This window comes from Saccharophagus degradans 2-40 (assembly GCF_000013665.1).
Taxonomy (GTDB): Bacteria; Pseudomonadota; Gammaproteobacteria; order Pseudomonadales; family Cellvibrionaceae; genus Saccharophagus; species Saccharophagus degradans.
On record NC_007912.1, the window covers coordinates 4,775,572 to 4,789,451 of the forward strand.

Sequence of the window (13,880 nt, forward strand, 5' to 3'; positions counted from 1 at the left end):
GGTAAATATAATACAGGAGCTTTCACTCCGCTTAAAACTTGCTAGTACTTCGCATCCGATCGGCAAATTCCTATGATCCGAAATTTTAGTGACGGGATCATTTAACTCATAGATTGGTTCTTTTTTCCACATATATTAACCTATTGCTATTATTTTAATTGCACCACTATTTTTTAGTTTTTGTAGATCTATTTTTTTTCTTTCGAAATTTAATGTTTCTACCACACCATACTCTTTACCAGCTTTTTCATTCTTATTTTGAGTTAATCCATTACCCTCATAATACTGATTATTGCCTATAATTCTGTGCATTTTCAGCCTGTTAACCAATACACCCACGTTATCATCATCGACACCTCTACTTTTGAGAAAGCTAGAAAGCTCCTCATCTTTAGGTTTCCACTTGTCTTCAAAAACACCCTCTTGAATCGCAGCAGAAAATAGCTCGTTATATTTTTTCTGATATTCATCATTCATGGTTAAGTCAGTAAAGTCCTTAGGAAACTCATCTGGCAGTTCCCTATTGGCGAATTCGCTGACATTTTCAAATGTTGCAGATACGCTTGCTACGCCAGTAATCGGGGCCGCTTTTTCTGTGTCGACAACAACCATCATATAGTTGGCATCTTTTTTATAATCTAAACCCAAAATGCCGCAGATAAGCTCTGCATCTGTATCGGCATCTTCTATTTGGTCGAAGGTTGTCGACCAGTATTTTGCGCCCTCGCCCGTTTTGCCTTGCAATGGCAGGCCGAGCAAGCCGGTTAAGTTGTCTTGGCTCTTAACGGCATCTTCTCGGCTCCACTGATGGCGCACCTCCATAAACCGCACATGGAATCGCTCTTTAGCAACGTCTCCTGCCTTAGCTTGCGCTATTAACTCTGCGTCGGAGTATTTGGGTTGATAGCCTTTTTCTTTTATTTCTAGACCCATGCTTTGTAAGCGGTTAGCGGCATCATCTAGCGATGTAGGTGATACGCCTTTACGGCTGGCCAAATCAGAAACCTTGCTGGCTTGATGATTGTGCGAGTGCGGCTGCTCTACATACCCAGTAGCTGCCAGCGCTTGCTCGGCCACGTGTACCATTTCGGGGGTGATCATTTCGCCTTCGGGGAGTTGGGCGGCGGCTTGGGCCAGCGCTTGGCCGGCTTTGTCTACTTGGGCTTGCACTTCTTCGCTGTATACGGCTGCTTCGGGCTCATCTAGCTCGCTTGCGCTATTAAGTGCTTGGGCTATTTTTAAGCCTTCGGCTTCGGCGGCAGATTGGGGTGGGCCTTCGGGTATTGCCTCTTGATAATATTCTGCCCAGGTAGCTACGGCACCTGCGCTGCCGCGGTATTTTACCGCTAAATCGGCTTCTAGTTGGCGCCACTGGTAGTCGGTGAGCTTTTGGTTTTCTGGTTTGAATTTCGAGTCGATATATTCATCAAACTCTTGCTCTACTTTTATATTGCTGGTTACCCCGCCACCACCACCGGTTTTAGGGTTATCACCAATAAATACATTGCCAGAACCAATAATAATTTTACCGCCGCAGTTTACCCCATCGAGCATGCGCGCAGCAGGCTTGCCATTAATAAGCACGCTGCTAGAGCCTTCGGAAATTTTGCGAATACCAGGGTGGTGCGGTACCAGCATGTCGCCTTTGCGCGCGGCCGGCCTAGAATTGATAAGTACGTTGGTGCTGCCATTAATAATGGGCGTTGGGGGCGAGGGCGGGTGACCGGTATCTATATCACCGAGTCGCGCCGCAGGCATTGCGCTTTTAGAACCCACGTTAACCTCCTTGCTGTTGAACTATCCCTGATTACCCAATAAGCGTGGGTATCGTTTGCTAGGCTGAATTCTACCGGAAGTCTCGTTGGGCCTAACGAATTTACGCGCCAAGCTAGCGACGAATAAGTAATAGCGAGAACTAGGCCATAAAATCTCGATTGAAGCGCTCAATCCTTAACCTAATTGCGCAATCATACAGGTAATAAAATATTTAGCATGGCTTTACACTGGCGGCATTGTTGATGCGAGTTCGGTCCTATGCTTAATTGTGAATTAACCCCTAGTTTTTGGCGCAACGACGCTTTTATCCATTTGCGCAAGCAAATAGACACCAGCTTTGCTGCACATTTAACCCCTGCTTCTAATTCTGAATCGGTTAACTTTCAGGCACTAGTTCGACAACTGTATAACGACAACCTTAGCGGCTTGCGCTACGCCAAAAATAAAGGTGGCACCGGCCACGGCTTAGCCGCACAAGCACTGTTTGCTGAAAGTTTAGGTAGGGTACCGTCGGGCGGCATTGGAATGGGGCTAACCATTCATTTAGATATGGTTGCGCCGATTGTGGATCAACAGGGTAGCGCGCACCAATTAGAAGAATATTTATTACCCGCGCTGCGCGGTGATATTATTTTTAGCCACGCGGTATCTGAGCCACACGCGGGTTCGGATATATCAAACATTCAAACCACGGCAGTTAAAGACGGAGACGGCTGGCGTATTGACGGCTGCAAATCGATGATTGCGCTTGCGAGCTTGGCAGATGTACATTTTGTGGTAGCGCGTATTCCAGGCCACAAACCACCCTTTAATAAAATTAATTTTTTAATACCCGCTGCCACTACGGGTGTAAAAGTAAGCAGCGCAACCCCAACCCTAGGCAATAATGATTGCCCTATTGCGAATATTACTTTCGATAATGTATGGGTAGCCGACAGCAATAGGCTTGGCACGGCAGGTATGGGCATGATTCATCAAATGCAGCAATTTTCGCAAGAACGCATTTTATCGTCGCTGCGCGCAAATGAGGTAGCACGTATGTGTTTAGCTCATGCAGAGCACTTGCTCACTAAGCCAAATAACCTAAACACTCTAAATAACCGCCACAACACGCCAAACCCCAATACTGCATCATGCGTTAACAGCTTAAATAAATTACACACACTTAAAGCCCAATTAAACGCAAGCAAAGCCATTACCTACAAAGCTATGGGTAGGTGGATTGATAATGGTGACTACCATACACTTTCGTGTAGCAGTAAATTGCTCTCTTCTAGATTGGTGCGCCAAGCGTCTATTTTAGCTTTAACCGCGAGCAAAACCCTTGGTGAAGAATCCGATGCTCAGCTAGTTCATTACTTTAACGATGCCAGGCTCTATTCAATTTCTACTGGCTCCGATGAAATGATGCTTAAAAGCATAGCCGCTTCCGAAAAATATTAGGGCACCTTATATGACAATGTTGAACCTGCCAGATTCTACAGAAAAAATATTTAGCGATTTAATAACCGATTATTTAGACACGGTTGATTTTCACACGCTAACAAACGGAAACGTTGTTTTCGAACAATTTATCAACCACTTAACGGAGCAATTGGAAAGCCTTAGAATTGTTAACTCATTATCTGAAAGCGATTTAATAGCCGCATTACTGTGCATAGCTAAGCATGTAAGTCGTCAACCCAATATTATACTTAGCCAAAAAATTGTAAGTAATTTAGCCAGCATACTCGCACCATTAATTAGTCAGAAAATACTGCAAACTACTACCCAACAATACGAAGCGTGTATTCCTCCCTTTGCTGCGGCAATAAGCCTGCTAGGTTTCGCATATTATATTTTTAACGCAACACTTACCGAAGTAAGAGAGCGAGAGACCTTTGGCAAACGCTTAGTAGACAACCAACATATAGAATTCACATTAGCCAACTTACAAGCAAAATTACTCGCTTTCGAAGCCAATGTAGAGTTATGTTTGGAAAATAGCTTATCTGCGCCCATGCAAATCCACACACAATTAATACATGTTCAACAACTTGATTTACTAGGTGGCACGCTTACAACAGAACTTGCAGATACATTCTTACAATTCAGTGGCGGCAGGGGGTATATAAAAGGCCATCCTGCGGAGTATTGTTATCGGATGGCCTATCATCGCTAAGCGTTACTTTTTGCTAATACGTTTTAGTAATTCATCGGCGCTTTCTTTGCGCTCGGAATACCTATCCACTAAGTAACTTGCTTGGTCGCGGGTTAATAGTGTGAATTTAACGAGCTCTTCCATTACATCTACTATTCGATCGTAATAGCTTGAAGGTTTCATGCGGTTGTTTTCGTCAAACTCTAACCACGCTTTAGCCACAGAGGATTGGTTGGGTATGGTGAGCATGCGCATCCATCGGCCAAGTACGCGCAATTGATTTACAGCATTAAACGATTGTGAGCCACCACACACCTGCATTACTGCAAGCGTTTTGCCTTGCGTGGGGCGCACGGCGCCAATTGAAAGGGGTATCCAATCTATTTGCGCTTTCATAATGCCAGTCATCGAGCCGTGACGCTCTGGCGAGCACCACACCATACCTTCGCACCACTGCACTAACTCGCGTAACTCTTGCACCTTGGGGTGCTCTGCATCGGCGTCGTCTGGCAATGGCAAGCCGCTGGGGTTAAAGGTTTTTGTCTCTGCACCAAAGGCCTCTAAAATACGCGCAGCCTCTTCGCTAGCCAATCGGCTAAACGAACGCTCGCGCAACGAGCCGTACAACAAAAGAATTTTTGGCTTATGCGTACTCTGCGTTGTTGGGAATAAGCTTTGGGCATCTATTGGCTTAAAACAATCGGGGGCGATATTAGGTAAATCTGTCACTGTAAAATCCTCTTGTTAAGCCAGCTTTAATCAAACCAATGACGAGTACGGTTGGCAAAAGCAACCAGGCTTAACATCACTGGCACTTCTACCAATACGCCCACTACCGTTGCCAAGGCTGCGCCAGAATGCAAACCAAACAATGAAATGGCCACCGCTACCGCCAGTTCGAAAAAGTTAGATGTACCAATCATGCATGCCGGTGCGGCAATATTGTGGGGCAGCTTTAAGCATTTTGCGCCTGCGTAAGCGATTGCAAAAATGCCGTAGGTTTGAATAAGCAAAGGGATGGCGATAAGCACTATTGCCATAGGCTCACTTAAAATAGTGTTGGCTTGAAAACCAAACAGCAACACTACGGTTGCGAGCAAGCCCACAATCGACCATGGCTTTAACATGCCCACAAAATTATTTAAGCGAGTGTGATTATCTGCTGCATCCAGTGCTTTGCGTGTAGCTATGCCTGCAACCAGTGGCAATACCACATAGAGTAAAACCGATAGCAGCAACGTTTCCCACGGCACAGTAATATCGGTTACGCCTAATAAAAACGCGGCCAAAGGCGCAAAGGCAAAAATCATAATCACATCGTTAACCGATACTTGTACCAGCGTATAATTTGCATCGCCTTTGGTTAATTGGCTCCATACAAATACCATAGCGGTACATGGCGCTACACCCAGTAAAATCATACCCGCTATATATTCACTTGCGGTGGCGGGGTCGACTAAATCGGCAAACAGTATTTTAAAAAACAACCAGCCCAACGCCGCCATTGTGAACGGTTTAATAAGCCAATTGATTAATAGTGTTAACACTAAACCTTTAGGTTTTTTGCCAATATCTTTAATGGATGCAAAATCCACTTGTATCATCATGGGGTAAATCATTACCCAAATAAAAATCGCCACGGGAATGTTTACGTGGGCCACTTCTAAGTGAGCAATTGCGCTAAACGCACTCGGCATTACATAGCCAAGGCCTACACCAGCTACAATGCACAGGCCTACCCAAACACTTAAGTAACGTTCAAACAACCCCATTAGATGATTACCTCAGCCAAGTTTGGTGCCGGTATTTGCTGCTCTATATCTTTTAAGCGCGCTTCTAACTCTTCGTCGCTTAATAGGGCTTTATCTAGCTCTAGTAATTTATGCGCACGCGCTTCTATTACATCCATTACTGCAAAAAAGAGTGCGCGCATTTTTTCATCACTGCCTTCTAATTTAGATGGGTCTGGCAAACCCCAGTGCACTTTGATGCTATTGCCAAACCACACAGGGCAACTTTCTGCGGCTGCGCTATCGCATACGGTAAACACTACATCGGGCGCAAAATCTTCGTGCTCATCCCAACTTTGACTACATAAGCCTTCGGTACTAATACCGCGCTCGGTTAAAAACTGCAGGCTTAGTGGGTGCACTTCGCCCACCGGCTGGCTGCCCGCGCTGCGCGCCTGTAAACGGCCTTGGCCAATGTGATTGGTAATGGCTTCGCCAAGCACACTGCGACAGCGATTGTGGGTACAAATAAATAAAATTTTCATAGCGTTCACTTAACTTAGGGTTAACAGCGGTTGGGCCTGCAACACATGGCCTCGAGCTTTTGGGAAAGGGTTGTAAGGGTAGCCTGCTCTGCAGTGTGAGCCTGGGCAATGATGCTGAGGGCCCAGGGTGGCAATTGCGGGTTTATGGCATAAAACACCCACTGCCCTTGGCGTCTATCACTTAATACTCCGCATTCGCGCAATTGCGCTAAGTGACGCGATATTTTCGGCTGGCTTAGGTCTAAGGCCTCTACCAATTCACACACACAAAGCTCTTTATGGGCATATATAAGCAGCGTGGAGTGCAAACGGGTTTCGTCCGCAAGGCATTTAAATAGCTGTACAGGGTGCATAGGGCCACCAATGGTTATGGAGCGGCCACTATATATGGTTTTTCATATATATGAAATATCAGATATTAATCGATAGCAGTTAATCGGTAATCGCTAGAAGCTAAAATTTTAGCGAGTGCAGGATATAGCTCTTATGGAATGTTATATTGCTTTAGGCTGTTAGCTGTTATTTTAACGGTTTGATTCGCCGTTAATGAATAGCCAAGTTTGTAATCACACTCTAATTAACCACAACGCAGCTAAACCATGTATAAATTAATACTTTTAAGCGCGCTTTGCTTATTTACTACCCTGCTTACCGCCTGTAATCAACAAGCAAATAATAGTCAGGGCAATAGCGATAACGGTAACATTGTTTGGACAGACGAGCAGCTCGCTAAAAACATAGCATTACAGCCAATTGCTAGCGATGGCGACGAAAGTAAATTTTATATTCGCCTGCAAGGCAGCGAGCAACCACACTACCACGACGATCACGATTTAACCGTAGAGGTATTAACCGGTACTGCGGTTATTCACTTTAAAGAGTCGAGTCAAAGTGTAAAAGCGGGCGATACGATAGTCATTAAAAAAGGCACCTACCACTGGGCAGAAAACACCGGCGCGGAAGCCAGTGTAGTAATAGGTACCTTCACACCCAAATTACAGGGCAAAGATTTTAGATTGGCAGAATAGCAATTGCGAATGGCTAGCGATTAATCCCCGCTTTTTGCTTCCACTCTTCTATAGAGGGGTTTTTGTAGCCAGGCTCTTTGGCGGGTAACTCGGTTACGGCGGCTTCGCGTAGTTTTGCCATTCGGTCTTGTACGGTTTTAAATTCTTTATCCGATAGCGCCAATTTGGTGTCGCGGCCTTTCTGAAACTCGCGGGCAACAAAGTAAAAGCTCACCACTGCACTCATAATCCACCACATACGCTCTGGCACGGTATCCAGTGCCAAGTTCAGTACTTGAAACTCTTCGGGGTTGCGATAGCTAAGGGAGAAGTACCAGAATATTGCGACCACAATAAGCGGGCGCGGCATGCGATTGACGCCATCCCATAGGCTGTCCCACCAGGTTCTGTTGGCGCGGTTGGTAAACTCTTTAGAGTAGCCTTCTAAGCCCGAAATAAACTGCTCGTGGGCATATTGATCTTGGTCTGCCTTACTGCCGGTGAAGGTTTTTTTCACATTAACAACGGTATCGCCTACGGTCTCTACACCTTTGCTGAACCAGCTAAATGGATTCACTATATCTTTTAAACTCATGACTGCCTCCTACACAGGTACGCGGAACGATTCCGCACGTTTTAACCAACCATTTCTAAAGCGCGCCTGTGATGCATCGCGCTCTATAATCGCTTCATAAAAATTCACCCGCTCATCTACCATGGCGTTAATAAAGTAGTTGCCCATTTCAGCATGGGCTGCTTTTACTCTGCGCATGGTTTCTGGGCCACACACGCCATCCACAGTAATTAACCCAAAACCCGCTAAATTCACTACCGTTTGAGCAAACTTCATGGCACGAATTGGCCCGTGGTTAATGGCGCAGTCAAAAGTTAAGGGTTGTATTTCGTCGGGCAAGCCATTGATACGCGGCTTGTAGTAGTAGTTGGCAAGGTAGATTTCTTTCGCAGTTTCAATATCCATTGCTTTAACATCTGCAATGCTGGCTGGGCGACCAAGCCATTTGGCGTAGGTTAACTGTGTTACCCCAAAGTTAGTTGCGCCGCCCCGATCATCTGGGTCATTTACGAACCCGCCTTCGTGGGCAAGAATAGTGTTGACCATCTCATCAATTGTCATCGCCTGCTCCCTGTTGTGATTCCTGTTGTGATATTGTAACTAGGTGTGATTATTCACTTTTAGAATATTCAAACCATGAATGTGTTAATTACACTATTAATTACATTGTTACCCACTATGTTATGAAAGCCAATCAGCTATTTGACTGAGTTTTCACCAAATAGACACGCTTATTTGCAGTTTTTGGTGTGAAAAATGGTTAAATACCCTTGGTTATTCACACCCTTTCAAACCAATAACCTTTATATATAGGATAGCCAAAGTTCACGCGCTGTAGCACGTGTCCCAAAAGATGCTTAAGGATTAGTACCTCTATGTACGCTGTTATTTTTACCGCCACTACCAACCCGCTTGACGATGAATACAGTCAAACCGCAGCAAAAATGCGCGACCTAGCGTTTAGCAAGTACGGTTGTTTAGAGCTAAACAGTGTTTGCCAAGGCGATCAGGAAATTACTGTTTCCTATTGGCCCACTTTAGCGCATATTAGCGCTTGGCAAGCAGACCCCGCCCACCGTGCGGCGCAAGCACTTGGCAAGCAAAAATGGTACAAAGCATACTCAGTACAAGTAACGCATATTGAGCGCCAATATCAGCAAAAATGTTAATAGGGTGTTCAGCTTACTTTTGCTTTACTACAAGGTGTTACACACTACACCTCCAAAATACGATAGCATTCGGTTAGCCCGCCTTTTGGCGCACGAATCCACCAAATTCCAGTTTTTATTCATACATGGCATCACACAGGGAGATCTTCAATGAAAATAGTCACTACTGGCCTTATGGTTGCACTGCTATGCAGTTGTGCATCGCAAGACCCAAGGTTAAAAGACGTAGAGCCAACCATTTCTGAACAGCAACAACGCGAGGCACAAGCCAAGCTATTGGAAGCTCAGGCCACTAAAACACTCGCGCTAAAACGCAAAATTGCCGTTGGCCGCCTATCTAACGAAACAAGCTATGGCAAAAGCCTATTGGGCTCGAGTAAAAACGATGTGCTAGGCGAAAAAGTTTCCGATATGTTTGTGCAATCGTTAGCGAACAGCGGCAACTACTTAATTTTTGAACGCCCAGATTTAGAACTACTAGAAAACGAAGCTAGGCTTACCGGTGAAACCGTTAATTTAATTGGCGTAGACACGCTGGTTATTGGCTCGCTCACTCAGTTTGGCCGCAACACCACCGGCGAGTCTGGCTTTTTATCGTCGTCTAAAAAACAAGAAGCCACTGCTACTGTCGATTTGCGCTTGGTAGAAACTAAAACAGGCCGCGTGTTTGCGTCTGTTACCGGTACTGGCTCATCCTCCACCGAAACCGCCCGCACTATGGGCTTTGGTTCTGTAGCCGGTTACGACGGCAGCATTAACGACCAAGCAATTGGCGCAGCTGTAAACGCCGCAGTAGAAAAGCTAAATAAAATCATGTTGGAAAAAACATGGTCTGCAGATGTGCTAGCCGTAGAAGAAGGCCAAGTATTTATTAGTGGCGGCAAACACCAAGGTATTAAAACCGGCATGAACTTTGATGTTTTCACCAAAGGCAAAGCGGTTAAATCGTCTACTACGGGCAGCGTTATTACTCTGCCAGGCAAAAAAGTAGCTGCCATTAAAATTGAAGGTTTATTTGGCGATTCAGAATTGGAAGAGGGCGCATTTGGCTCTGTAACAGAAGGCTCGGTTTCTGGCCTAGACGTTAGCACATTAGAAGTTAGGGAGAAAAAATAATGAAACTATTACTTGCATTTACACTTGCCTTATTTATTACCGGTTGCGTAAACAAGCCTACACACAACACAACAGTTGTAGACGATAGACCACGCATAACCTTCGATGCCCAATTAAGCACCGCCGCAAAGCACTACTCTGTATATATAGACGGCATAGCTTACGGCAGCTTAGATAATTTTTTATCGGATGAAAATGCGCTGCGCATTATTTCTGGCCGCCATCAAATTAGCATTACCCATAACGGCGCGGTTATTAAAACCTACGATGTGACGTTGGGCGCGAACGAAACCCGAGTACTAAAGGTAAGCCATGATAAATAAGCGCATTGTAATAATAACTATGGCGCTGCTGTTATTGGGGGGTTGCGGCGCAACTTCCCAATACAAGTGGGGCAACTACGAAAGCAATATGTTTGAGTACTACCACGAACCCGGCCGCAAAGATAAAGCCGTGTCCGATCACTTAAAAATGGTTGCCTCCCCCGTAGCGCAAGGCCAAAGGCTAGCGCCAGGTATGCTTGCAGAAGCCGGTACTTTTTATATGGAACAGGGCGATTTAGCCAAAGCCATTGAATACTATCAATTAGAAAAAGCAGCATGGCCAGAAAGTACAAAACTCATGGACGCGCTAATTGAAAACTTACAAGAAAAGGTAGGGCCTAAATAATGTTGCAACTTTATTCTCGCCTTACTCGAGTAAGCTTAATTGTATTGGGGGCTGTATTTTTTTATGGCTGTGCATCTACAAATTCCGGCCCGCGCGCCATGACTGAATTTGAACAGTTGCGGCCAACATCTATTTTAGTGGTACCCGTTGTTAATAAATCGGTAGATGTAGAAGCGCCCACGTACATGTTAACCACCTTACCCATGGTGTTAGGCAATAGGGGTTACTATGTGTTCCCTATTAACACGGTAAAAACTATTTTAGATCACGAAGGTTTTTACGAGCCAGCCGAAGTACACGCTCAGCCACCCGAAAGCCTAGCTGCTATGTTTGGCGCCGACTGTATTTTGTATGTGACCATTCACGAATGGACCTCGCAGTACATATTACTAGCTACAACTACCATTGTTGATTTTGAGTACCGCTTAGTAAATAGTGATGGTCACCAATTTTGGCACGCCAGAAAAAAACTACACTATTCACCACAAAATAATGATACTGGTAACCCGTTAGCTAATTTAGTGGGGGCCGCAATTTCTGCAGCGCTTGAACGCGCCAAGCCCAATTACTTGCCATTAACGCGTCAGGCAAACGGCGAAGTATTTTTGTACAACGGTACCGCAATACCACCTGGGCCATATTCGCCCAAGTATCAAACTTACTATTCGCAATTTGATGTAGCCCCAGCTACAAATAAAACAACTGAAGAGCAAAAAACGGCCCCCGCAGCACAATAGCAAACAGTGTTCAACTAGGCCTACTGGCGTTTTGCTCAACAGGCCTACATTCAATTCGTCAAAGCCCGAAACGCGCTACGCTTTCGGGCTTTTTTGTGTTTCCAATCTAACTTAAAGTGCTAAGCTTAGGAGTAGCCGAAATAAAATCACTCTGATTTTAAATATATAAGAAATAAGCTCAATATGATCGGAATAACAGGCCGTACACTCCCACCACACCGTATACCTAAGGGCATACTGCTCTCCCTGTTTATTGGTGCATTCAGCCAAACCGCCTACACAAGCGAAAACGACCCACTATTTGAGCTAAGCCTAGAAGAATTACTCCAAATTAAAGTGGTTACTGCAGCTTCGGGCTACGAACAAAAGCTTGCGGACGCGCCAGGCTCGGTGACGGTGATTACCAAGCACGAATGGCAAGCCGCCGGCGCCCGCGCGCTAGAAGACGTTTTGGATATGGTACCCGGTGTGCACATAAGCAAAACGACAACAGGCTTAGTTGCAAACAAAGCTGTCATACGCGGTATTTCTGGCACATTTGGCCAACAGGTACTCGTATTAATAGATGGCGTACCCATTAAATACCGCCAAGATTCAGGCCAAACCGTCGGCAGCCGTATAGCCCTAGCCGGCTTTGAGCGTGTTGAAGTTGTGCGCAGCCCTGGCTCGGCCATTTATGGCGCTGATGCTGTGGGCGGTGTAATCAACCTTGTGTCAAATAAACAATTAGATAACACCCTTACCCTGCGCACGGGTGAATACAACACACACGACATAGAGTGGACGCACCAACACAACTTTGAAGAAGGCGTATGGCGTATCACAGCAGCACACCAACGCAGTGATGACGACCCCGATAAAATCGCCACAGACGATTTGCAAACTGTGTTTGATAATATATTCGGTACCGATGCCAGCCAGGCACCGGGAAGAGTAGATGAACGCTACGCAATAGATCAAATTAACGCACAGCTAGATTGGCATAAGTTAAGTTTACAAGTTCACTACTGGAACAATAGCGACAAGGGGGTGGGAAGTGGCGTTGCAGCAGCCTTAGATAACAAAGGTACCGCCAGCCTAACCGATACCCAATTTAATGCCAGTTATAACCTGTATAACGATGCACAGCAATCGCTAGCGTTTAACGGCGCCTACAACAAACAGCAATCGCGCACATTCTTATATGTTTTTCCTGCGGGCACTCAATTGCCCATAGGCGCAGATGGCAATATTGATTTTAACGAGCCGGTTAACGTTGTTACATTTACCGATGGCTATATAGGCACCCCAGGCAACAATGCTAGCGCTACCGATGTAAACGCCACTTATCTTGTACACTTAGGCAAACACGATACCCGTGTTCAGATTGGCTACCAAACACAATCCTACAAAGCCGTAGAGCGCAAAAATTTCGGCCCCAGCATTATAGATGGCAGCCAAACCGTGGTAGACGGAACGCTGACTGATGTGAGCAATACACCTTACGTTTATATTCCACCATCTGATCGAGATTTAACATACCTATCGATTGAAGATACTTGGCAAATTAGTAGTGACTTTCGCGCCTCTCTTGGCATGCGCTACGACCAGTATTCCGACGTTGGCAGCACCTTTAACCCGCGTATAAATTTGCAATGGCAAGCATCAAAAAATATTACATTTAACACCTATGGCGGCACCGCCTTTAGAGCGCCATCGTTTACAGAGTTGTACGCGCAAAACAACCCAGCAGGCGTAGGTAACCCCAGCTTAAAGCCCGAAAAAGCGCGCACTTTTCAAAGCGGTATTAACAGCACTATACGCTTCAATAAATCGACTGATGTAACCGTTAATATTTACCAATACAAAATAAACAATATTATTGAATTTGTAAGCCAAGCAGAAAGCGGCATTCAACTGGCCAGCAATACCGGTGAACAGGCCGGTTGGGGTTCAGAGTTAATCGCCAATTGGCAATTTGATAAAAAATTGCTCATTAAAGGCCATTACAGCTACTTAGATGCGCGTGATAAATTCGATAACCGTTTATCCGATGTCCCGGTACATACCTTTTATATTCAAGGCCACTATAAACTCGCAACCCACTGGCAGCTATTTGCGAAAAGTAAATGGCTATCTGAACGCTCGCGTAAACCTGGCGACCCACGCGAAGCGCTAGAAGGCTACAACATAACGTCGTTAAATCTTGCTTGGGCACAATCACGCTATAGCGCTGCCTTGAGCATAAGCAACGCTTTTGACACAGACGCTCGCGAGCCAAGTACAGGCAGCCTGCCAGATGATTACCCATTATCTGGTAGGCATGCAATGCTTTCTGTTAGCTATAGCTATTGAGGCTTTTCGCACTGAGGTTATTTCGGTCTTGTAGCACACCGGGCATACACAATTGCGCAGCGGTATTGAGAGCACCTAATGTG

At 45.4% G+C, this 13,880-nt stretch carries 16 protein-coding genes; 9 read left to right on the forward strand and 7 right to left on the reverse strand.

Annotation, left to right across the window (positions count from 1 at the left end; genetic code table 11):
* Positions 1-135 precede the first annotated feature (135 nt).
* Entirely contained in the window at positions 136-1,776 is a 1,641-nt protein-coding gene (locus SDE_RS23155) for a PAAR domain-containing protein (protein WP_226986454.1), read from the reverse strand.
* A gap of 258 nt (positions 1,777-2,034) precedes the next feature.
* On the opposite strand from SDE_RS23155, the gene SDE_RS19730 reads away from it, so the two are divergent.
* Both SDE_RS19730 and SDE_RS19735 read left to right on the forward strand, forming a co-directional pair.
* Entirely contained in the window at positions 2,035-3,219 is a 1,185-nt protein-coding gene (locus SDE_RS19730; protein ID WP_011470246.1) for an acyl-CoA dehydrogenase family protein, read from the forward strand.
* 10 nt (positions 3,220-3,229) lie between these two features.
* Positions 3,230-3,937, forward strand: a complete 708-nt coding sequence (locus SDE_RS19735) for an acyl-CoA dehydrogenase family protein (RefSeq protein WP_011470247.1) — start codon at positions 3,230-3,232, stop codon at positions 3,935-3,937.
* Between the two features lie 3 nt (positions 3,938-3,940).
* On the opposite strand, the gene arsH is transcribed toward SDE_RS19735, so the two are convergent.
* From arsH to SDE_RS19755, 4 genes are read right to left on the reverse strand one after another with little or no spacing between them, the layout of a single operon-like run.
* Positions 3,941-4,645, reverse strand: a complete 705-nt coding sequence (gene arsH, locus SDE_RS19740; protein ID WP_011470248.1) for an arsenical resistance protein ArsH — start codon at positions 4,643-4,645, stop codon at positions 3,941-3,943.
* A 26-nt stretch (positions 4,646-4,671) separates the two neighbouring features.
* Positions 4,672-5,688, reverse strand: coding sequence for an ACR3 family arsenite efflux transporter (arsB, locus tag SDE_RS19745; protein ID WP_011470249.1), 1,017 nt, complete (start codon positions 5,686-5,688; stop codon positions 4,672-4,674).
* Complete coding sequence (locus tag SDE_RS19750; RefSeq protein ID WP_011470250.1) at positions 5,688-6,191, reverse strand: arsenate reductase ArsC; 504 nt, start codon at positions 6,189-6,191, stop codon at positions 5,688-5,690. The genes arsB and SDE_RS19750 overlap by 1 nt, the downstream gene beginning before the upstream one ends.
* Before the next feature lie 20 nt (positions 6,192-6,211).
* On the reverse strand, positions 6,212-6,544 hold the full coding sequence (locus SDE_RS19755; RefSeq protein WP_011470251.1) for a metalloregulator ArsR/SmtB family transcription factor: 333 nt from the start codon (positions 6,542-6,544) through the stop codon (positions 6,212-6,214).
* Between the two features lie 246 nt (positions 6,545-6,790).
* On the opposite strand from SDE_RS19755, the gene SDE_RS21650 reads away from it, so the two are divergent.
* On the forward strand, positions 6,791-7,219 hold the full coding sequence (locus SDE_RS21650) for a cupin domain-containing protein (RefSeq protein ID WP_011470252.1): 429 nt from the start codon (positions 6,791-6,793) through the stop codon (positions 7,217-7,219).
* Between the two features lie 13 nt (positions 7,220-7,232).
* On the opposite strand, the gene SDE_RS21655 is transcribed toward SDE_RS21650, so the two are convergent.
* Both SDE_RS21655 and SDE_RS19770 read right to left on the reverse strand, forming a co-directional pair.
* Positions 7,233-7,793, reverse strand: coding sequence for a holin family protein (locus SDE_RS21655; protein WP_011470253.1), 561 nt, complete (start codon positions 7,791-7,793; stop codon positions 7,233-7,235).
* 9 nt (positions 7,794-7,802) lie between these two features.
* Positions 7,803-8,333, reverse strand: coding sequence for a glycoside hydrolase family 108 protein (locus SDE_RS19770; protein WP_011470254.1), 531 nt, complete (start codon positions 8,331-8,333; stop codon positions 7,803-7,805).
* 314 nt (positions 8,334-8,647) lie between these two features.
* Here SDE_RS19770 and SDE_RS19775 point away from each other — a divergent pair, with 314 nt between their 5' ends.
* From SDE_RS19775 to SDE_RS19800, 6 genes are all read left to right on the forward strand, one after another.
* A complete protein-coding gene (locus SDE_RS19775) occupies positions 8,648-8,941 on the forward strand; it encodes an antibiotic biosynthesis monooxygenase family protein (protein ID WP_011470255.1) in 294 nt (97 codons plus the stop codon).
* A 150-nt stretch (positions 8,942-9,091) separates the two neighbouring features.
* Complete coding sequence (locus SDE_RS19780) at positions 9,092-10,057, forward strand: CsgG/HfaB family protein (RefSeq protein ID WP_011470256.1); 966 nt, start codon at positions 9,092-9,094, stop codon at positions 10,055-10,057.
* Positions 10,057-10,380 (forward strand): hypothetical protein, encoded by a 324-nt coding sequence (locus SDE_RS19785; protein WP_011470257.1) that lies wholly within the window; start codon positions 10,057-10,059, stop codon positions 10,378-10,380. The genes SDE_RS19780 and SDE_RS19785 overlap by 1 nt, the downstream gene beginning before the upstream one ends.
* A complete protein-coding gene (locus SDE_RS19790) occupies positions 10,370-10,726 on the forward strand; it encodes a DUF4810 domain-containing protein (RefSeq protein WP_011470258.1) in 357 nt (118 codons plus the stop codon). The genes SDE_RS19785 and SDE_RS19790 overlap by 11 nt, the downstream gene beginning before the upstream one ends.
* Entirely contained in the window at positions 10,726-11,463 is a 738-nt protein-coding gene (locus SDE_RS19795; protein ID WP_011470259.1) for a DUF799 domain-containing protein, read from the forward strand. The genes SDE_RS19790 and SDE_RS19795 overlap by 1 nt, the downstream gene beginning before the upstream one ends.
* 183 nt (positions 11,464-11,646) lie before the next feature.
* On the forward strand, positions 11,647-13,797 hold the full coding sequence (locus tag SDE_RS19800; protein ID WP_011470260.1) for a TonB-dependent receptor plug domain-containing protein: 2,151 nt from the start codon (positions 11,647-11,649) through the stop codon (positions 13,795-13,797).
* Positions 13,798-13,880 lie beyond the last annotated feature (83 nt).

Coding starts and splice junctions, on each gene's coding strand:
- SDE_RS19730 (WP_011470246.1), top strand. CDS start 2,035: ATGCTTAATTGTGAATTAACCCCTAGTTTTTGGCGCAACGACGCTTTT.
- SDE_RS19735 (WP_011470247.1), top strand. CDS start 3,230: ATGACAATGTTGAACCTGCCAGATTCTACAGAAAAAATATTTAGCGAT.
- arsB (WP_011470249.1), bottom strand. CDS start 5,688: ATGGGGTTGTTTGAACGTTACTTAAGTGTTTGGGTAGGCCTGTGCATT.
- SDE_RS19750 (WP_011470250.1), bottom strand. CDS start 6,191: ATGAAAATTTTATTTATTTGTACCCACAATCGCTGTCGCAGTGTGCTT.
- SDE_RS19755 (WP_011470251.1), bottom strand. CDS start 6,544: ATGCACCCTGTACAGCTATTTAAATGCCTTGCGGACGAAACCCGTTTG.
- SDE_RS21650 (WP_011470252.1), top strand. CDS start 6,791: ATGTATAAATTAATACTTTTAAGCGCGCTTTGCTTATTTACTACCCTG.
- SDE_RS21655 (WP_011470253.1), bottom strand. CDS start 7,793: ATGAGTTTAAAAGATATAGTGAATCCATTTAGCTGGTTCAGCAAAGGT.
- SDE_RS19770 (WP_011470254.1), bottom strand. CDS start 8,333: ATGACAATTGATGAGATGGTCAACACTATTCTTGCCCACGAAGGCGGG.
- SDE_RS19775 (WP_011470255.1), top strand. CDS start 8,648: ATGTACGCTGTTATTTTTACCGCCACTACCAACCCGCTTGACGATGAA.
- SDE_RS19780 (WP_011470256.1), top strand. CDS start 9,092: ATGAAAATAGTCACTACTGGCCTTATGGTTGCACTGCTATGCAGTTGT.
- SDE_RS19785 (WP_011470257.1), top strand. CDS start 10,057: ATGAAACTATTACTTGCATTTACACTTGCCTTATTTATTACCGGTTGC.
- SDE_RS19790 (WP_011470258.1), top strand. CDS start 10,370: ATGATAAATAAGCGCATTGTAATAATAACTATGGCGCTGCTGTTATTG.
- SDE_RS19795 (WP_011470259.1), top strand. CDS start 10,726: ATGTTGCAACTTTATTCTCGCCTTACTCGAGTAAGCTTAATTGTATTG.
- SDE_RS19800 (WP_011470260.1), top strand. CDS start 11,647: ATGATCGGAATAACAGGCCGTACACTCCCACCACACCGTATACCTAAG.